The sequence below is a fragment of the Sphingopyxis sp. 550A genome (assembly GCF_053569535.1).
Genome location: NZ_CM131615.1, coordinates 4,591,169 through 4,609,229 on the forward strand (window position 1 = coordinate 4,591,169; position 18,061 = coordinate 4,609,229).

Annotated in this window: 17 protein-coding genes; 8 read left to right on the plus strand and 9 right to left on the minus strand. The window is 65.0% G+C overall.

Features of this window, described 5'->3' with window-relative positions; translation table 11 throughout:
• Positions 1-13 precede the first annotated feature (13 nt).
• The 5 genes from ACVENA_RS22245 to ACVENA_RS22265 are packed head-to-tail and all read left to right on the plus strand — an operon-like array spanning position 14 to position 6,007.
• Positions 14-1,090, plus strand: a complete 1,077-nt coding sequence (locus tag ACVENA_RS22245; RefSeq protein WP_029549118.1) for an efflux RND transporter periplasmic adaptor subunit — start codon at positions 14-16, stop codon at positions 1,088-1,090.
• The gene (locus tag ACVENA_RS22250; RefSeq protein ID WP_012049909.1) at positions 1,087-4,305 is read left to right on the plus strand and encodes an efflux RND transporter permease subunit; all 3,219 of its coding nucleotides are present in this window, start codon (positions 1,087-1,089) and stop codon (positions 4,303-4,305) included. The genes ACVENA_RS22245 and ACVENA_RS22250 overlap by 4 nt, the downstream gene beginning before the upstream one ends.
• On the plus strand, positions 4,302-4,625 hold the full coding sequence (locus tag ACVENA_RS22255) for an ArsR/SmtB family transcription factor (protein ID WP_012049910.1): 324 nt from the start codon (positions 4,302-4,304) through the stop codon (positions 4,623-4,625). Before ACVENA_RS22250 ends, ACVENA_RS22255 begins: the two co-directional genes overlap by 4 nt.
• A 9-nt stretch (positions 4,626-4,634) precedes the next feature.
• Entirely contained in the window at positions 4,635-5,246 is a 612-nt protein-coding gene (locus ACVENA_RS22260) for a Tll0287-like domain-containing protein (protein ID WP_012049911.1), read from the plus strand.
• 50 nt (positions 5,247-5,296) lie between these two features.
• Complete coding sequence (locus ACVENA_RS22265) at positions 5,297-6,007, plus strand: hypothetical protein (RefSeq protein WP_226948756.1); 711 nt, start codon at positions 5,297-5,299, stop codon at positions 6,005-6,007.
• A gap of 36 nt (positions 6,008-6,043) precedes the next feature.
• On the opposite strand, the gene ACVENA_RS22270 is transcribed toward ACVENA_RS22265, so the two are convergent.
• Both ACVENA_RS22270 and ACVENA_RS22275 read right to left on the minus strand, forming a co-directional pair.
• Positions 6,044-6,364, minus strand: a complete 321-nt coding sequence (locus tag ACVENA_RS22270) for a hypothetical protein (protein WP_016747690.1) — start codon at positions 6,362-6,364, stop codon at positions 6,044-6,046.
• Between the two features lie 51 nt (positions 6,365-6,415).
• A complete protein-coding gene (locus tag ACVENA_RS22275) occupies positions 6,416-6,835 on the minus strand; it encodes a ferritin-like domain-containing protein (RefSeq protein WP_012049913.1) in 420 nt (139 codons plus the stop codon).
• 155 nt (positions 6,836-6,990) lie between these two features.
• On the opposite strand from ACVENA_RS22275, the gene ACVENA_RS22280 reads away from it, so the two are divergent.
• The gene (locus ACVENA_RS22280; RefSeq protein WP_012049914.1) at positions 6,991-8,511 is read left to right on the plus strand and encodes a catalase; all 1,521 of its coding nucleotides are present in this window, start codon (positions 6,991-6,993) and stop codon (positions 8,509-8,511) included.
• A gap of 71 nt (positions 8,512-8,582) precedes the next feature.
• On the opposite strand, the gene ACVENA_RS22285 is transcribed toward ACVENA_RS22280, so the two are convergent.
• From ACVENA_RS22285 to ACVENA_RS22310, 6 genes are all read right to left on the minus strand, one after another.
• A complete protein-coding gene (locus ACVENA_RS22285; protein ID WP_012049915.1) occupies positions 8,583-8,771 on the minus strand; it encodes a YgaP family membrane protein in 189 nt (62 codons plus the stop codon).
• A gap of 80 nt (positions 8,772-8,851) precedes the next feature.
• Entirely contained in the window at positions 8,852-9,331 is a 480-nt protein-coding gene (locus tag ACVENA_RS22290) for a Dps family protein (protein WP_449327091.1), read from the minus strand.
• 20 nt (positions 9,332-9,351) lie between these two features.
• Positions 9,352-10,140: a TlpA disulfide reductase family protein gene (locus ACVENA_RS22295; protein ID WP_012049917.1), complete on the minus strand. Its 789-nt coding sequence runs from the start codon at positions 10,138-10,140 to the stop codon at positions 9,352-9,354.
• A gap of 11 nt (positions 10,141-10,151) precedes the next feature.
• The gene (gene cydX, locus ACVENA_RS22300) at positions 10,152-10,262 is read right to left on the minus strand and encodes a cytochrome bd-I oxidase subunit CydX (RefSeq protein ID WP_012049918.1); all 111 of its coding nucleotides are present in this window, start codon (positions 10,260-10,262) and stop codon (positions 10,152-10,154) included.
• Between the two features lie 14 nt (positions 10,263-10,276).
• A complete protein-coding gene (gene cydB, locus ACVENA_RS22305; RefSeq protein ID WP_012049919.1) occupies positions 10,277-11,425 on the minus strand; it encodes a cytochrome d ubiquinol oxidase subunit II in 1,149 nt (382 codons plus the stop codon).
• 12 nt (positions 11,426-11,437) lie between these two features.
• Positions 11,438-13,024: a cytochrome ubiquinol oxidase subunit I gene (locus tag ACVENA_RS22310; protein WP_012049920.1), complete on the minus strand. Its 1,587-nt coding sequence runs from the start codon at positions 13,022-13,024 to the stop codon at positions 11,438-11,440.
• Positions 13,025-13,183: 159 nt separating this feature from the next.
• Here ACVENA_RS22310 and cydD point away from each other — a divergent pair, with 159 nt between their 5' ends.
• On the plus strand, positions 13,184-14,695 hold the full coding sequence (cydD, locus tag ACVENA_RS22315) for a thiol reductant ABC exporter subunit CydD (RefSeq protein ID WP_244858135.1): 1,512 nt from the start codon (positions 13,184-13,186) through the stop codon (positions 14,693-14,695).
• Positions 14,692-16,326: an amino acid ABC transporter ATP-binding/permease protein gene (locus tag ACVENA_RS22320; RefSeq protein ID WP_012049922.1), complete on the plus strand. Its 1,635-nt coding sequence runs from the start codon at positions 14,692-14,694 to the stop codon at positions 16,324-16,326. Before cydD ends, ACVENA_RS22320 begins: the two co-directional genes overlap by 4 nt.
• Here the strand turns inward: ACVENA_RS22320 and ACVENA_RS22325 are convergent.
• The gene (locus ACVENA_RS22325; RefSeq protein ID WP_012049923.1) at positions 16,311-18,059 is read right to left on the minus strand and encodes a chloride channel protein; all 1,749 of its coding nucleotides are present in this window, start codon (positions 18,057-18,059) and stop codon (positions 16,311-16,313) included. The genes ACVENA_RS22320 and ACVENA_RS22325 overlap by 16 nt on opposite strands.
• Positions 18,060-18,061: the final 2 nt, after the last annotated feature.

An 18,061-nucleotide genomic window follows, 5' to 3' on the forward strand; every position in this document is an offset into this window, starting at 1 on the left:
GGGAATGAGCGGCATGATGAGCGGCAGGGGCAAGTGGCTCTGGTTGGCAAGCGCCGCGTTGGCGTTATCGGCGTGCGGCAGTCAGCCGGAGCAGGACGAGGCGTCGGCGACATTGCCCGCAGGCGACATGGTGCGACTCGTCCCCAAGGAGATCGCGGATATGAAGGCAGTTGGTGCGGAGATCGCCACCCGCGACCAGGCCGAAGTCCTCGCCCGCATCCCCGGCATATTGACCTCCCTTTCGGTGCGCGCCGGGGATACGGTGCAGAAGGGCCAGCGCATCGGCATGATCGTCGACTCGCGGCTTGGCTACGAGACGAGCGCCTACGGTGCGCAGGCGGCCGCCGCTCAGGCGGAAGCGGCGCGTGCCAATGCGGACCTCGCGCGCATCCGCGACCTCTACAACAACGGCGTCTATGCGAAGGCGCGTCTGGATCAGGCCGTCGCCGCCGCCCGCGCGGCCGACGCGCAGGTTGCCGCAGCGCGGGCGCAGCAGGGCGCCAGTGCCAGCGTCGCGGGGCAGGGGGCGGTGATCGCCCCGGCAAGCGGGCGTGTGCTGCGCGCCGATATTCCCGCAGGCGCGCCGGTCGCGCCGGGCATGTCGATCGCGACCGTCACCGCAGGCCCGCCCGTCCTACGCTTGATGCTGCCAGAATCCGTTGCCGGACAGATCCGACCCGGCGCGCGCGTGATCGTTGACGATCCAGCATTGAATGATGGCGGACAAAATAATGCAGGGGTGCCTTCTGGGTCGCGCCAGGGCAGCGTGACGCAGGTCTATCCTGCGATCACCGGAGGCCAGGTTCGTGTCGATGCGACGCTGCCTGGCCTCTCAACGCAATTCGTCGGCCGCCGCGTGAGCGCATCGGTCGAGATCGGCACGCGCAAGGCACTGGTGGTGCCGCGCACATTCGTCACCACGCGCTACGGGATAGATCAGGTTCAGGTTGTGAGCGAAGGCAAGCGGCTTAGCATGGTGCCGGTCCAGATCGCGCCGACGGCCGACCCCGCCATGGTCGAGATCTTGAGCGGTGTGTCTGCCGGCGACACGTTGTTCTCCCCCGGCAAGCCCAAGGCTACGCGCCCATGAATCTCGGCATTTCCGGTCGCCTCACCAGGGCCACCATTGCCTCGCCCTTGACGCCGCTGTTTCTCCTCGCGGCGATCGCCGTTGGTCTGCTGGCTCTTCTTTCCATCCCCCGGGAGGAGGAGCCGCAGATCAGCGTGCCGATGGTGGACATTCAGGTGATGGCCCCAGGCCTCTCCGCCGCCGACGCGACCGAACTGGTCGGCATCCCATTGGAGACGATCGTCAAGAGCGTAGATGGCGTGGAGCATGTCTATACGCAGGCGCAAGACGACGGGGTGATGGTGACGGCCCGCTTCCTCGTCGGATCGAACCCCGAGGACGCGGCGATCCGGATCGAGGAAAAGCTGCGCGCCAATTGGGACAGGAAGCCCGTCGGCATCCCCGATCCCAAGGTGACGGTGCGCGGCATCAATGATGTGCCGGCTGTCGTCCTGACCCTTACACCCAAGCCCGGAGCCGCAGGCCAGTGGAACGACGCGAGCCTCTACGAGCTGGCCTTCAAGCTGCGCACCGAGATCGCCAAGGTCGATAATGTCGGCATCAGCTTCCTTGTCGGCGGACGCCCCGAGGAAATCCGCATCGCGCCCGATCCGACGAAGCTGCGCCAATATGGCGTGCCGCTGGGCAGCGTGATCGAGGCCGCGAGCCAGGCCAATCGCAGCTTCCCGCTGGGCAATATCCGCGAGGATGGCAAGGCGGTCGGCGTGACCGCGGGCCGCACGCTGTCGTCGGCGCAGGAAGTGGGATTGCTTACCGTGCGGTCCGGCGCTGGCGCCCCTGTCTATCTGCGCGACGTTGCCAGCGTCACGCAGGGGCCGCGCGAGGATCAGGCCCGCGCGTGGCGCTGGTCGAAGTCGGACAATGGGGCCGAGAACGGCAAATGGCATTCCGCGCCTGCCGTCAGCATCGCTTTCGCCAAGCGGGCCGGGGCCAATGCCGTTGTCGTTTCCGACGCCATCCTTGAGCGCGTCGACAGCCTGAAAGGCAAGCTGATCCCCGATGACGTCACGGTCGCGGTCACGCGCAACTATGGCGAGACGGCGAACGAGAAGGCAAACGAGCTGCTGTTCCATCTGGCGCTGGCGACCGTTTCGATCGTGGTGCTGATCGGCTTCGCGATCGGGTGGCGCGAGGCCGGTGTGACCGCCGTGGTCATCCCGACGACGATCCTGCTCACCATGTTCGCGTCGAACTTGATGGGCTACACGATCAACCGCGTCAGCCTGTTCGCGCTCATCTTCTCCATCGGCATCCTCGTGGACGACGCGATCGTCATGATCGAGAATATCGCCCGCCATTGGGCGATGGACGATGACCGCAGCCGCGCCCAGGCGGCGATCGAGGCGGTGGCCGAAGTCGGCAATCCGACCGTGGTCGCCACCTTGACCGTGGTCGCGGCGCTGCTTCCGATGCTGTTCGTGTCGGGATTGATGGGGCCGTATATGGCGCCGATCCCGGTCAACGCTTCGGCCGCGATGATCTTCTCGTTCTTCGTCGCGGTCGTGATCGCGCCGTGGCTGATGATCCGCTTTGCCCGCAAGACGCTGGCAGCGGGCCACGGCCACGATGAAAGCGGCGGCAAGCTGGGGCAGCTCTATGCCCGCGTCGCGCATCGCGTGATCGACACACGCACGTCCGCGCGCAACTTCCTGATCGGCGTCGGTGTGGCGACGCTGGTCGCCTGTTCGATGTTCTACTTCAAGGCTGTGACCGTGAAGCTACTTCCCTTCGACAACAAGTCGGAGGTTCAGGTGGTGGTCGACATGCCGGAAGGCACCGCGCTCGAAAATACGGGCCGCGTGCTGGAAGACGTTGCCGGCATCGTGCGCGGCCTGCCCGAAGCAACGTCTATGGAGGCCTATGTCGGCACATCGGCGCCGTTCAACTTCAACGGCCTTGTCCGGCACTATTTCCTGCGTTCGCAGCCCGAACAGGGCGACGTCATGGTGACGCTGCTGCCCAAGGGCGAGCGCAGCCGGTCGAGCCACCAGATCGCGCTTGACCTGCGCCAGCGGTTGAAGGCGCTGAAGCTCCCTGAAACCGCGTCGATCAAGGTGGTCGAGACGCCTCCGGGGCCGCCCGTGCTCGCGACCTTGCTCGCCGAGGTCTATGGCCCCGATGCGGCCACGCGCGAAAAAACGGCGACGGAGCTTGAGAAAATTTTCAAATCCGTCCCCTTCATCGTCGACGTCGACAACAGTTTTGGAACGCCGCGGCCCAAGTTGCGTCTCGACATCCAGCGCGACCGCATCGACTATTATGGCCTCTCGCAGCGCCAGATCGCCGACAGCATCGGAATGCTCATGGGGAGCCAGACGGTCGGCTATGCGCCGCGCGGCGATGGCCGCACGCCGCTTCCGATCACCATCGCGCTCGAACAGAAGGACCGGAGCTGGACGCAGGCCTTGTCGAGCACACCCGTCGCGCAAACGCCGGGCGGCCAGCTCATCGACCTGGGCGCGGTCGTCGATGCTCGCACCGAGACGGGAAGCCCCGCCATCTTCCGCCGCGATGGTCGCTATGCCGACATGGTGACGGCCGAGCTTGCCGGGGCCTATGAAGCGCCGATCTACGGCATGTTGGCCGTCGATCGCGCCGTGGACGACCATGATTGGGCGGCCCAGGGGCTGGTGAAGCCGCAAATCCGCCTCAATGGGCAACCCGAGGATGAAAGCGTGCCGTCGATGCTCTGGGACGGCGAATGGGAGATCACCTGGGTCACATTCCGCGACATGGGCGGGGCCTTCATGGTCGCCTTGCTGGGGATCTACATACTCGTCGTCGCGCAGTTCAGGAGCTTCCGCCTGCCGCTGGTCATCTTGACTCCGGTGCCGCTGACCCTTGTCGGCATCGTCATCGGGCATATGCTGTTCCGCGCGCCGTTCACCGCGACGTCGATGATCGGCTTCATCGCGCTCGCCGGCATCATCGTGCGAAACTCTATCCTGCTGGTCGACTTCATCAGGCATTCGGCAACGCCCGACAAATCCCTGCGCGATGTCCTGCTCGAAGCGGGAACGATCCGGTTCAAGCCGATCGTCCTCACCGCCGCCGCGGCAATGATCGGCGCGGCCGTCATCCTGACCGACCCGATCTTTCAGGGGCTCGCTATTTCGCTGCTGTTCGGCCTTGCGTCCTCGACGCTGCTGACCGTGCTGGTTATTCCGGCCATTTACATTGTGCTCCGAGATGATGGGAAGCCTGCAACCAGATGATGCCGCTCGATACGCCCTTCGCGCTCCTCGCTCAGCACGCCGCCCAAGCGGCGAGCGTGCTGAAGCTGCTCGCCAATGAACAGCGCTTGCTGATTCTGTGCCGGTTGACGCAGGGTGAATTTGCCGTTGGGCAGATGGTGGAGCTGTGCGAGCAATCGCAGTCCAGCGTTTCGCAGCACCTTGGAAAGCTGCGTGAAGGTGGCCTAGTCAAGACCCGCCGAGACGGCACGACCATCTACTACAGCCTTGCCGACGAGGACGTTCGCAAGCTGATCGACATGCTGTGCGACCGCTTCGGGCCGGCTGCTGGGCAGTCCTGAGAAATCCCGATGCGCCGCGTGGTCCTTCCGTTGCTCTCTGGTCTGGCGTTATCGGCCTGTGCGCCGCACGAGCTGGGTGACGATCGGGCAAGGATGGCCGAGGAAGCGCAAGCACGATCCGAGATCCTGGCCGATCGTTTCCAGAAGGAATTGCTGAGCGCGCTTACGGCCGCGATGGCGGCCGAGGGGCCGCAAGGTGCTATCGGCGTCTGTTCGAGCATCGCCCCGGCACTTGCGGCGCAGCTCTCGGAGGAAAGTGGAGCGAGTGTGCGACGCACCGCGCTCAAGACCCGCAACCCCGCCGCCAAGGCCGATGCGGCGGAGCAGCGCGTCATGGCGAGCTGGGCCGCCGCGCCGATCGACGATGAAGGTCGACCCAAGCGCTGGACGGCACGGGAGGGCGGCGAATATCGTTATATGCGCGCCATACCCACCATGCCGATGTGCCTTGCCTGTCATGGCGAAAACATCGCGCCCGAAGTGACGGCGGCGATCCGCGCGCATTATCCCGAAGATCAGGCAACGGGCTTTGCACCGGGCCAGCTTCGCGGAGCCTTTTCGATTCGGTGGGAGGATGCCGCCCTGGCGCGCGCGATCAGGAACGGGGGTGGAGGCCAATGAGGTCAGGCGCTCTTGTCCGTCTGTCGGCGCTTATCCTTGCCGGCCTTCCCGTGACGGCCGCGGCCGAACCGACCGATCTTGTCATTCGCGTCATCAGCGAAGGCGGCAAATTCGTCGGCACGTCGATGGGCGGGGCCGAGATCATCCTCCGCGACGTGCGAAGCGGCGAAGTGCTCGCACACGGCCGCACGGCGGGATCGACCGGCGACACGGCCCGGATCATGACGGGAGGCCCGCGCGGCACGCCGCTTGCCGACGAGGCATCGGCCGCCTTCAGGACGCGGATCGACATCGACGAACCGAGGTTGGTCGAAGTCGTGGCTTATGGCCCGCTCGCACAGCCACAGGCAGCGGTGCGCGTCACCGCCCAGCGCTGGATCGTGCCGGGACGACCCGCGACGCAGGGCGATGGTTGGGTTCTCGAACTGCCCGGCCTCGTGGTCGATCTTGTCGAACCGGCTGCGCACCAGCGCGGCGGCGTAGGCGCGAGCGTGCGGCTCGCGGCCAACGTCGCCTTGATGTGCGGTTGTCCGATCGAGCCTGGCGGTATCTGGGATGCGGCGCGCTATGACGTGCGGGCCACTATCCGGCACGACGGTCGGCCCGCCGGCGAGGTCCGCCTGTCCTATGGCGGCCGAACCGGCTATTTCACCGGCGCATTCCCTGCTGACATGGCTGGCGCCTATGCCGTTACCGTGACGGCCATCGACACCAAGACCGGCGCGACCGGCGTCGACGCGAGCAGTATCCTCGTTCCCTGATCCCGCCGATCCGACGCCACCACCGGCCAGCGAGGCTCACTTCCAGTCGGTAAGTGCTTCGAGCCTGTCAAAGTCGATCCCGCCATGCCAGTCCCCTCGGGTCTGACGCCAGCAGCAGTATCCAAGGAAAAACTCTTCGCGCGTCTCGAATAGAAAATGTGCCCAACTGATACTCAGAACGTCTTCTGACATTTCGCCAAACGCACCGCCAAGGGCCAGGTCGCCCCAATGCGCCAGTTCCGGATATAGGACACGGAGCTTCGCGATTTCGGCGCGGGTTTCGTCGGAATACTCGCCGGGGTCTGTTTCATGCCCGGGCCGCACAAAGATCGACGCATCAAAAACAAACTTGGTCACACTTCATTCCTTCAGGCCCTCGCTCTCGACGCTACGAGGAGCTTCCTTGTATCACACGCGGCCTCGATCTTGTTCGCGTTCCAGGCATCGCTTGAACGCCGGAAGGTGGCGCTCGCGCGAGGCGGCTTGCAGATTTTCCATGACCTGTCGCGCGGCAGGATCGTCGATCATTGGAATCAGCCGATCGTAGAGCGCTATATTTTCGATCTCGCCTTCGACGGCGCTTTCGCAAGCCTCTTTCAACGTCGCCGGCGCCGATACCTTTCCGGTCCACGGATTTGGCGGAACGGTCAGCCCAAGGCGCCGGAGCTGGCGTTCGAGCGCCGAAGCGTGGCGTTGTTCGGCCTCAATGATGTTGGAGAAGGGCCGCACCGGGCCGAACTTGTCGATTACGGCCGCATAGCTCGCCTCTGCCTTCCGCTCATCATCGAGCGCATCGAGCAGGATCTTCGCCAGCTCTATCGAAGCCATCGCCTTGTCCTTTCTGCCGTTGGAGATTCGGGCGTCAGTCTATCATGCTTACACAATTATTCTATATTTGTATTGAGGCTTGGCCGATTCAGCGTATGATTGATTGTTCGCAGGGAGTCGGCGGACGGCGGCCCTGCCGGAGAGGGAGAGCAGCCATGCCAGATACCAAGAATGCTACCGGATCGACGATGAGCACCGGCGCGCCGGCGCCAAGCGACCGCAATTCCCTGACCATCGGGGCCGATGGCCCGATCCTCTTGCACGACGTCCATTTCCTTGAGCAGATGGCGCACTTCAACCGCGAGAAGGTTCCTGAGCGCCAGCCCCACGCCAAGGGATCGGGCGCCTTCGGTGTGCTCGAGACGACCGAGGACGTATCCGCCTATACGCACGCGGCTCTGTTCCAGAAGGGCGCTTCGACTGAAATGCTCGCGCGCTTCTCGACCGTCGCGGGCGAGGCGGGCAGTCCCGACACCTGGCGCGACGTGCGCGGTTTCAGCCTTAAATTCTACACCAGCGAGGGCAATTACGATCTCGTCGGCAATAACACGCCGGTCTTCTTCATCCGCGACACTATGAAGTTTCCGCACTTCATCCGCAGCCAGAAGCGCCTTCCCGATTGTGGGCTGCGCGACAACCATATGCAATGGGACTTCTGGACGCTGAACCCGGAATCGGCCCACCAAGTCACCTATCTCATGGGCGACCGCGGTCTGCCGCGCACCTGGCGCAACATGAACGGATACGGCTCGCATACCTATATGTGGATCAACGCCCAGGGCGAGAAATTCTGGGTCAAGTATCACTTCATCAGCAATCAGGGCACGGCCGAGTTCACCAATGCCGAAGCCGCGACGATGGCCGGCGCCGATGCCGACTATCACCGCCGCGATCTATTCGAGGCGATCGCGCGCGGCGATCATCCGAGCTGGACGCTGTTCGTGCAGGCGATGCCCTATGCCGAAGCAAAGACCTACCGGATCAACCCGTTCGATCTCACCAAAACCTGGTCGCACAAGGATTATCCGCTCATCAAGGTCGGCACGATGACCTTGAATCGGAATCCCGATAATTTCTTCGCGCAGATCGAGCAGGCGGCCTTCTCGCCGGGGAACACGGTGCCGGGCATCGGCCTTTCGCCGGACAAGATGCTGCTGGGCCGCGCGTTCGCTTACAATGACGCGCAGCGTAACCGGATCGGGACGAACTTCCACCAGCTCCCCGTCAACCAGCCCAAGGTGCCGGTGAATACCTATATGTTCGATGGGCAGATGGCCTATCAGCACAGCGGCAATGCCCCTGTCTATGCGCCCAACAGCGGCGGACGGAGCTGGGCCGACGAAACCGGCCCTGCTGCCGATGGCTGGGAAACCGATGGCGACATGGTGCGGCAGGCCTACACGCTTCGGCCCGACGATGACGATTTCACGCAGCCCGGCATCTTGGTGCGTGAAGTCTTCAATGACGCGCAACGCGATCGGCTCGTGGAGACGGTCGCCGGCAGCTTGCTGGGCGGTGTCCGCTCGCCGGTGCTCGAACGCGCCATCGACTATTGGAAAAGCGTCGATGCCGATGTGGGCCGCCGCATCGAGGAATGCGTGCGCGCTGGCGCAGCTCCTGCGCCCGCGCAAGGAATGGGCGAGGGCTCCGAGCAACACGCCGCCCCGGTGTCCTGATCCAGCGAAAGCCCTGGCCGCTCGTATCGTGGCGGCCAGGGTTTCATTTCATGCGATGAGGACCGTTTTTGTCAGCGTCTCGGGCAAGTGTTGATGCCGAGCAACGAATAGATCGGGCACATGCCCACAAGCCCGGTCAGCAACGGAACGACGCCGATCCACCCCCACGCAGAGCGTGGCCCGACGAATACCAGCGCGATCAGAACAAGGCCGACGATCACCCTCAACAGTCGGTCTATGGTGCCTTCATTTCGGGACATTCCAATTCCTCCTTCTCATTGCGGGAGATCGGGTGCGGCCGCGATCGTGCGCGCGGTCACGCCCTGTCGCCCATTCCGCCTCAGTCTTCGAGCAGGGCGCGGAGCATCCAGGCGGTTTGCTCATGCTGCGCGATTCTCCGGGTAAGCAGATCCGCGGTCGGCTCGTCGCTCGCCTTTTCGACCAGCGGGAACAGGGCGCGCGCCGTGCGGGCCGCCGCTTCGTGGCCCTTGGCGAGAATATCCACCATGTCGAGCGCCTTGGGCGGAGATTCCGGCGCGTCAGGCAGGGAGCTGAGCTTGGCGAACTGCGCATAGGAACCCGGTGCGGGCTGACCCAGCGAGCGGATACGTTCGGCGATCGGGTCGATCGCGTTCCACAGCTCGGTATATTGCGTCATGAACATGGTATGGAGGCTGTTGAACATCGTCCCCGTCACGTTCCAGTGGAAGTTGTGGGACGTCAGATAGAGGGTGTAGGTGTCCGCCAGCAGGCGGCTCAGGCCTTCGGAGATCGCAATCCGATCTTCCTCGCCGATCCCGATATTCACTTGTCTGGTCATGGGTTTCTCCTTGGTCAAAATTAATCCAGTTCCCGCAATCCCGCGAGCAGGGCGGCGCGGGAGATTTCGCCAACATGCAGCTCACGAATGACGCCCTTGCTGTCGACGAACAGCGTCGCGGGAAGACCCGCGGACCCGATCGCGGCGGCGGCGCTTTGATCGCTATCCAAGAGGATATGCGCCGAGGTCAGGCGTTGGCCGTCCAGCCAGGTCCGCACCTTCGTCGCGTCCTCGCCCTGGTTGGCGAGCAGGATCGGCACAGGCGAGCGCGCGGCCTCTTCGATCAGCATAGGCATCTCGCGCCGGCAGGGCGGGCACCAGCTCGCCCAGAGATTGATGACGAACGGCTTGCCCTTCCGATCGTCGAGCGCGCTTGCTTCGCCTGCAAGCGAGTGGAGGACCAAGCCTTGCGGCAATGGCCTCTGCGAAGAGGCGAGGAACAGCGACGTGGCGATGAGCGCGGCCGCGGCGCTGCCAACGAAGGCCATGCCCGTAGGGAACAGCGCGGGCGATCGGCGCAGCGACAGCACCAGCGAAATCGCGGCGGCCGCCAGACCCGCGAGAGGGAAGAAACCGCCTTGCCAGACATAGAATATGCTCAGAGGCTCGACCGCAAAGGCGGACCAGTTCTGGCCCACAAACCCCGCGCGGGCGGCGACGAGGCCGACGAGCAGGGCGCGCCATGCGGCCTTATCGCTGTCCTTGCCATGGCGACGGCCGATCCAGCTCGCCGCCGCCATGAAGGCAACAATTCCGAGGACCGCGAACAGCCGCTCCAACGCCAGCGCGAGAGGGCCGACGCTAATCATCAGATCGACCTTCAGGCGGCCGCGTCGTCATCGGGGTCGGAATGAAATTCGTGCCACATGCCGTTGAGGATGCCGAAGCCGACGGCGAGGCCGACACCCAATACCCAACTGAAATACCACATCGGAGTCATCCCTATCAGTAGAAGTCGGGGTTGGTGTCGACGTCGCGCAGCGTGATGCGGCCGAACAGCACCTTATAGACCCAAGCCGTATAGATGAGCACGATCGGCAGGAACACGACCGTCACCGCCAGCATGATGAACAGCGTCACATGGCTGGACGAGGCGTTCCACACCGTTAGGCTCGAGGCCGGGTCGATCGAGCTGGGCAGGATGAACGGAAACATCGACAGGCCCACCGTCGCGATGATGCCCACGGCACCGAGCGACGAGCCGCCGAACGCCAGCGCCTCGCGGCCCTTGCGGATGCCGATCCATGCCAGCAGCGGCCCCACGAAACCGAGGATCGGTGCGATCAGCATCCACGGATATGCCCGGTAATTATCGAGCCACGCCCCCGGCGCCGCAACCGTTCCCGACAGCAGCGGGTTGGAGGGACCGAGCGGATTGGCCCCATGCGTCAGGCGGAAGCCATAGCCCATGGTGGCGATCATCACTCCGCCGAGCGCGAACAGCAGGATCGAGGCACCCGCCGCGACCTGTCCAAAGGTGCGGGCGCGATCGTGGACTGCGCCGCGTTCGATCTTGATCGCGAGCCAGCTCGCGCCGTGCAGCACGATCATCGCTACCGAGAGCAGCCCGGCGACCAGCGAGAACGGATGGAACAGGCCGAGCAGGCTCCCCTCATAGAAAGAGCGCAGATCGGTATCGAGGCGGAAGGGGATGCCGGTCAGCACGTTGCCGACCGCGACCCCGAACACCAGCGCGGGAACGAACCCGCCCACGAACAGCGCCCAATCCCAGCGCGAGCGCCAGGCCGCATCGGGTTTCTTCGAGCGATATTTGAACCCCACGGGCCGCAGGATGAGCGCGGCGAGGACGAGGAACATGGCGAGGTAGAAGCCGGAGAAGCTGACCGCATAGACGAATGGCCAGGCCGCGAAGATCGCACCGCCGCCGAGGATGAACCACACCTGGTTCCCCTCCCACGTCGCGCCGATCGAGTTGATGACCATGCGGCGTTCGGCATCGGTCTTGGCGACGAACGGCAGGAGGGCGGCGGTGCCGAGATCGAAGCCGTCCGTCAGGGTGAAGCCGATCAGGAGGACACCCATCAGGAGCCACCAGATCACTCGGAGCGTTTCATAGTCGATGGGAGGTGCCATGACCTGTTCTCCTTATTCGGCAGGAATGGGCGCGTAGCCGTTCGGCGACGCTGGTGCCGGCGCAGGCGCGCGATGCTCGTCAGGCCCCTTGCGGATCGCCGCGATCATCAGGCGGACTTCGATCACGGCGAGGGCGCCATAGAGCAGCGTGAAGCCGACGATCGTCGTCCAGAGCTGCGCGACGGTCAGGCTCGAGGCGGCGAGGAAGGTCGGCAGCACGCCGTCGATCGCCCAGGGCTGGCGGCCGATTTCGGCCAAAATCCAGCCAAATTCGATCGCGATCCACGGCAAGGGCATGATCCAGACCGCCGCGCGCATGAAGGTGCGGCAGAACCCGTTGTCGCAGCCGAAGCGCCGCACCGACGCCATCCAGAAGGCGGCAGCGAAGAAGGCGATGAAGAAGAAGCCGATGCCAGCCATCACGCGGAAGACCCAGAACATGACCGGGACATTGGGCACGGTCGACCATGCGGCCTTCTCGATTTGCTCAGGCGTCGCCTGTCGCGGATCGGCAACGAAGCGCTTGAGCAGCAGGGCATAGCCGAGATCGGCCTTGGCTTCCTCGAACTGCGCTCGCGCGGCCATGTCGTTCTGATTGACCTTCAGCCGCTCCACCGCGTCATAGGCCTTGATGCCATGTTCGATGCGACCTTGCGCCTTGGCGACCAGCTCGAAAATGCCGGAGACTTCGCCCGTCAGGCTGCGCGTGGAGATCAGGCCCAATACATAGGGGATCTTCACTTCATAGCGGGTTTCGCGCCCTTCCAGGCTTGGGATGCCGAAGATCGCGATACCCGCAGGAGCCGGCTCAGTGTGCCACATGGCTTCGAGCGAAGCGAGTTTCATCTTCTGGTTGTCGGTGAGGGCATAGCCGCTCTCGTCACCCAGCACGACGACCGACAGCGAGGAGGCAAGGCCGAAGGCGGCCGCCACGGTGAAGCTGCGCTTTGCGACGGCGACCCACTTGCCCTTGAGCAGATACCAGGCCGAAATGCCGAGCACGAAGATCGAGGCGCAGACGTAGCCGGCGCTGACCGTATGCACGAATTTGGCCTGTGCGACGGGGTTGAACAGCACCGCCATGAAGTCGGAGACTTCCATCCGCATCGTCGCGGGATTGAAGCGGGCGCCGGTCGGATGTTGCATCCAGCCATTGGCGATCAGAATCCACAGCGCCGAGAGGTTCGATCCCAGGGCGACCATGAAGGTGGTGAAGAGGTGGGCCTGTTTGGACAATTTGTCCCACCCGAAGAACATGAGGCCGACGAAGGTCGCTTCGAGGAAGAAGGCCATCAGCCCTTCGATAGCGAGCGGCGCGCCGAAGATGTCGCCGACATAGTGGGAATAATAGGACCAGTTGGTGCCGAACTGGAATTCCATCGTGATGCCGGTGGCGACGCCGAGCACGAAATTGATGCCGAACAGCTTGCCCCAGAAGCGCGTGACGGTGCGCCAGATCTCCCGGCCCGTCATCACATAGATGCTCTCCATGATGACCAGCATGAAGGAGAGGCCAAGGGTCAACGGGACGAATAGAAAGTGGTAGAGTGCCGTCAGCGCGAATTGCAGCCGGGAGAGTTCGATCACGGCCATGTCCATGGCAAGACTCCTTGCATTCCGGCCCGGCTTCCATGGTTGCCTTGAGTCGGTTGAAAAGATTATGATTAGCCATTACTCGTAACTGAGTATATGAGCAACCAATTTGATCGACAGGGCGCGGCCCTTTTCTGGACCGCCGATAGCGGCGCGGCAATCCTTATGGCGGGCGCGCTTGCTGCCGGTGTGGCGGCGGCCGCGCGCGGCGATCATGGCAATGTGCTGGTCGCCGTCGCCGGATTGATCGCAGCCAGCTTGCTTCGCGCCGCGATACAGATCGGTGCAACCGACGCCGGCGAGATCGGGGCAGTCTGCGCCAAGACGAGCTGGAGGAACCGGGTCTATCCCCGAATCCTTGTCGCGGCGCCGGGAGATCGCCGGATGCTGGGCGAGGCGGTAGCCGATGCTGTCGACCGGATCGAAGACCTGGGCGGCTTCCATGCCCGCTTCCAGCCTCTCCGCCGCGCGGCGGTCCTGTCGCCCCTCGTCATTGCGGTTGCCGCCGCGTTCGGAAGCTGGGTAGCCGGTGCGATCATGCTTGCGACGCTCATGCCGTTCGCGCTTGGCATGGCGCTCGCCGGTAGCGCGGCCGCCCGCGCCGCTGCCCGCCAGCTCGACGCATTGAGCCGCCTGTCCGGTCTGTTCGTCGACCGCGTGCGTGCGCTCCCGGTGATCGTCGGGTTCGGCGCGCAGGACCGCATCGGCCGCCATCTTGCCGACGCCACCCGCGAGGTGGCGACCCGCACGGTCGACGTGCTGAAGATCGCTTTCGTCTCGAGCGCCATCATCGAATTCTTTGCCGCGCTGTCGGTGGCGCTGGTCGCGCTCTATTGCGGCTTCAACCTGCTGGGCATCCTGCCTTTCCCCGCACCTGAGACGCTGACCCTTGGACAAGCCCTGTTCGTCCTCGTCCTCGCGCCCGAATTCTACCTCCCCATGCGCCGCCTCGCAGCCGCCTATCATGACAAGCAGGTCGGAGAGGCCGCGGTCGAACGCCTGGAAAAGATCGCTCCCCCGTCCCCGGCTTCCTCCCCTCGCGCGATCGAGGCTCCGCCCGCGCTGCGCTTCGACGGCGTGGTCATCGACTATGGCGAGACGGCTATCGGTCCGTTCACGCTGGACGTCGCGGCAGGCACCACTTTCGCGCTGCGCGGAGCTACCGGCATCGGCAAGTCCAGCCTGCTGCACGCGCTGCTAGGGCTTGCGCCCATCGGCAGGGGACGGATTCTCATCGACGGCCGAGACGCGGCAACCGTCGCGCTTCCCGGCCATATAGGCTGGGCGGGACAATCGGTCGCGTTCATCCCCGGAACGCTCGCCGACAACATCCGCCTTGCGCGCCCGGAGGCCGACGACTCCGAAGTTGAAGCTGCTGCCCGTTCTGCCGGGCTTGGACCGATGATCGAGGCGCGCGGGCAAGGCATGTCCCTGCCGCTCGACCACCGTGGATCGGGTCTGTCGGGAGGCGAGCGCCGCCGCGTCGGCGTCGCAAGAGTGCTTCTGAAAGACGCGCCGCTCTGGCTGCTCGACGAACCGACGGCGGATCTCGATGCGAGGTCGGCGGCTGACATTGCCGGGATATTGGCTTCGGCCGCCACGGGCCGCACGGTCCTCATGGTGACGCACAGCGCCGAGCTGGCCGCGATCGCCGATAGCGAAATGGTGCTGGCATGAGCCGCGCGGATATGGACCGGCTACTGGCCGAAGCCATCGCCCCCGAGCGCCGCGCTTTCCGCATCGCCGGCGCGCTCGCCGCCGCCGCGACGATCGCCGCGGTCCTGCTGCTGGGCCTGTCGGGATGGTTCATCACCGGCGCCGCGCTTGCCGGCCTTGGCGGGGTGCTGGCTGCGCAGGGCTTCAACTATCTCGTGCCGAGCGCGATGATCCGGCTGCTCGCGATCGTCCGGACGACGGCGCGCTATGGCGAACGCCTTTATGGCCATCGCGCAGCCTTGATGGCGCTCGCCACGGTCCGCGCGCGCCTGTTCGACCGCATCCTGTCGGTGCGCGACGTGCGGGCCGTATCAGCGGGCGATACCGTGACCCGGCTCGTGCAGGACATCGGCGCGCTCGAAGACAGCCTTGTCCGCAGGCCCGCGCTTCCCGCCGCCCTTGCCGGCGCGGTGATCGGCCTCGTCCTCGCATGGCTTGCCAGTCCCTGGGCCAGCCTTGCCTTGCTGGCGCTGATCGCCGGCCTCGCCTTGTGGGCGAATCTGGCGACGCCCCGTTTGCTCACGATCGCCGCCACTGACATTGCGGCGGCGCTGGCGCGATTGAAGGTTGGCATGGTCGATTATGCGTCGGCCTCGCCCGAAATCCTGGCCTATGACCTGGCCCCGGCGATCGAGCGGAGCCTTGCCGTCGAGACGGCCGAACTGGACCGGGCACGGCGCCGTTTCGCGCGCGGCGAAGCGGTCATCGACGCCGGGCTGACCCTTGGCGGGGGTATCGCGATGGGCGCGGTCCTCGCGATCTCCAACGCCCCTTTGCCCATGACGGTGCTCGCCGTGCTGGCATCGGCGGGCGCGATCGAGACCTTGTCAGGCTATATTCGGGGTGTGTCGCGGGGCGCGCTGGTGACGGCCGCCCTCGCGCGATTGGAGGACATGGCGGGGCCGCATAGTGCTCCCATCCCGGCGAAGAGTGCATCCGGGCCGATCGGGCGGAGCATCGCCCTGGATCGAGGTGGTGTGCATGTGCGGCTCGAATCTGGCGAGCGCCTGGGGATTGCTGGACAATCCGGCAGCGGCAAGACCAGCCTGCTCGAAACGCTGGCAGGCATTCGTCCGCCGGATCGGAATTCAGGCATTTGCCTTGATGGTCAGCCTATCGAGGCGCTGCCGCCTGAGACGGTGCGAGCGGCCTTCGCGCTCTCGCCGCAGGATGCGCAGCTCCTGTCGGGAACAGTGCGTGACAATCTGCGTGTCGCCCGCTCTGGCCTCAGCGATAAACAGCTTTGGGCAGCGCTGGAAGTGGCCTGCCTCGCGGTTGACGTCCGCACCATGCCGCACGGGCTTGACCAATGGGTCGGAGATGGCGGCGCGCGCCTGTCGGGCGGGCAACTCAAACGATTGTCGATCGCGCGCGCGGTCCTCGCGGCGAAGCCGTGGCTGTTGCTCGACGAGCCGAGCGAAGGCCTCGACATGGTGACGGAAGCGCGGCTTGCACGCCGGCTCGACACCTGGCTTCGCGATACCGGAACCGGCCTTGTCGTCGTGAGCCACAGGGGAGCGTTGCTGGCGCTTGCCGGCAAGGATGACGGGTCGATCCTTGAGATCGGCGGCTCAAGTCAATCCTCGCCGTAGAGTTCGCGCTGCGCCCGATCCAGCTCGTCGGCATAGCGTTTGCGGACATAGCGTTCAGTCAGCATTCCCACGATCCGGCCCTGAGCATCGACCACGGCAAGATCGTCGGCCGCGCTGCTGTCGAACAGCTCCATGATCGGCACGATCGACATATCCGGCGAAAGCGTGACATCCTTGAGGATTGCGAAGTCGGACACCGGCCTTTCGGTCTGCGCCGGATCGGCGAAGGCCGCCGCCGTGGGAACGAGGCCCGCATAGTGACCCTGTTCGTCCTGAAGCAGCACGCGGCTTGTCGAACCGAGCGGGAAATGCTCGCGAAATGCCTTGACCGGCATCGCCGGCGACGCGGTGGCGGGCGCGGTCCGCATCATGCGCCGCGCGGTGAGCGTTCGCATCCAGCCAATATCGCGCGCGCTGCGAACCACCTCGCCACGCAGATGCAGGCGCCAGGTGGAGAAGGAATAGCCGAACCGCTCGCGGACTAGCGTGCTCGAACAGAGCGCGGCCGTCAGCACGACCGCCGTGATCTCGAAATCATGCGTGGCTTCGAGAACGAGGAAGGACATGGTCATCGGGCCACCGACGACCGCGGCCGCCAGCGCGGCCATGCCGACCAGCGAAGCATCCATCGGCGACAGGGGAATGCCATCGGGGACGAACGCCCACAGGCGCGCGAATATCTGTCCCAGCACCGCGCCGAGAAATAGCGAGGCGAAGAACAGACCGCCCCTAAAGCCGAAGCCGAGGGAGACGATCGACGCGAGCGACTTGAGCGCGAAGATCAGGATCAAGGCGCCCAGCGCGATATTGCCGGCGATGGTCAGGTGCAACGCGCCGTGACCTGCCGACAAGACATGCGGTGTCGTGAGCGCGAGCGGGATCAGGATAGCGCCGCCCAGAGCGGGCCGCAGCCATTCGGGAATCGCGGTGCGCCGAACCCCCGCTTCCGCGAGCGAGACGAGCCGCATGATGGCGATGCCGAGCAGGGCCGCGATCAGCCCCAGCCCTGCGTAGAGGATATAGTTCGCGGCCGAGAGATGCTGGCTGCTTTGCGCCGCGATCAGATAGGGGGTTGCGCCCAGCGTCCTGGCGGTGATGACCGCGGAAATCGTCGCAGCCACGACAGGGGCGATGCTTGCCGGGGTATAGGCGCCGATAACGATCTCGAAAGCATAGAAGGCGCCGGTCAGCGGCGCGCCGAAGGCGGCCCCGATCGCTGCGCCCGATCCGGCGCCGACCAGCACACGCAGATCGCCGCGCCTCAGATTGAGCCATTGTCCGATCAGCGAGGCGATGCCGCCCCCGGCCTGCGCATAGGCGGCTTCGAGGCCGACCGATGCACCAAAGCTGTTCGAGATCAGCGTTTGTCCGCAGACCATCGTGGTATCGCGCAGGGGAATCCGCCCGCCATGAAGCGCGTTGGCTTCCACGACGTCGATCGAGGTGCGTTTCTTGCGGCGTGTGAACAGCACCAGCGCACCCAGCACCAGGCCGCCGATCGGCAGCGCCAGCAAGCGAGCGGGCGAAATCGAGACGAGGCCGCTCAACCGGAGGTCCGTGCCGAGGCCGTAGAGCAGCGATTGCATGATCCAGGCGGCTTTGCCCAGAAGCGAGGCCAACAAGCCGGCAAGGATACCGACGCCGACCGAAAGCAGGATCAGGCTGGCTTCGCTGGACCGGAACAGCCGCCGCGCCGCCGATACGAGGGCGGTCGCCCGTATCAGACCAGCCACGG

What these genes read in the sequence shown, in the direction of transcription:
- ACVENA_RS22245 (WP_029549118.1), top strand. Translation starts at nt 14, where the DNA reads ATGATGAGCGGCAGGGGCAAGTGGCTCTGGTTGGCAAGCGCCGCGTTG.
- ACVENA_RS22250 (WP_012049909.1), top strand. Translation starts at nt 1,087, where the DNA reads ATGAATCTCGGCATTTCCGGTCGCCTCACCAGGGCCACCATTGCCTCG.
- ACVENA_RS22255 (WP_012049910.1), top strand. Translation starts at nt 4,302, where the DNA reads ATGATGCCGCTCGATACGCCCTTCGCGCTCCTCGCTCAGCACGCCGCC.
- ACVENA_RS22260 (WP_012049911.1), top strand. Translation starts at nt 4,635, where the DNA reads ATGCGCCGCGTGGTCCTTCCGTTGCTCTCTGGTCTGGCGTTATCGGCC.
- ACVENA_RS22275 (WP_012049913.1), bottom strand. Translation starts at nt 6,835, where the DNA reads ATGGCTTCGATAGAGCTGGCGAAGATCCTGCTCGATGCGCTCGATGAT.
- ACVENA_RS22280 (WP_012049914.1), top strand. Translation starts at nt 6,991, where the DNA reads ATGCCAGATACCAAGAATGCTACCGGATCGACGATGAGCACCGGCGCG.
- ACVENA_RS22285 (WP_012049915.1), bottom strand. Translation starts at nt 8,771, where the DNA reads ATGTCCCGAAATGAAGGCACCATAGACCGACTGTTGAGGGTGATCGTC.
- ACVENA_RS22290 (WP_449327091.1), bottom strand. Translation starts at nt 9,331, where the DNA reads ATGACCAGACAAGTGAATATCGGGATCGGCGAGGAAGATCGGATTGCG.
- ACVENA_RS22295 (WP_012049917.1), bottom strand. Translation starts at nt 10,140, where the DNA reads ATGATTAGCGTCGGCCCTCTCGCGCTGGCGTTGGAGCGGCTGTTCGCG.
- cydX (WP_012049918.1), bottom strand. Translation starts at nt 10,262, where the DNA reads ATGTGGTATTTCAGTTGGGTATTGGGTGTCGGCCTCGCCGTCGGCTTC.
- cydB (WP_012049919.1), bottom strand. Translation starts at nt 11,425, where the DNA reads ATGGCACCTCCCATCGACTATGAAACGCTCCGAGTGATCTGGTGGCTC.
- ACVENA_RS22310 (WP_012049920.1), bottom strand. Translation starts at nt 13,024, where the DNA reads ATGGACATGGCCGTGATCGAACTCTCCCGGCTGCAATTCGCGCTGACG.
- cydD (WP_244858135.1), top strand. Translation starts at nt 13,184, where the DNA reads ATGGCGGGCGCGCTTGCTGCCGGTGTGGCGGCGGCCGCGCGCGGCGAT.
- ACVENA_RS22320 (WP_012049922.1), top strand. Translation starts at nt 14,692, where the DNA reads ATGAGCCGCGCGGATATGGACCGGCTACTGGCCGAAGCCATCGCCCCC.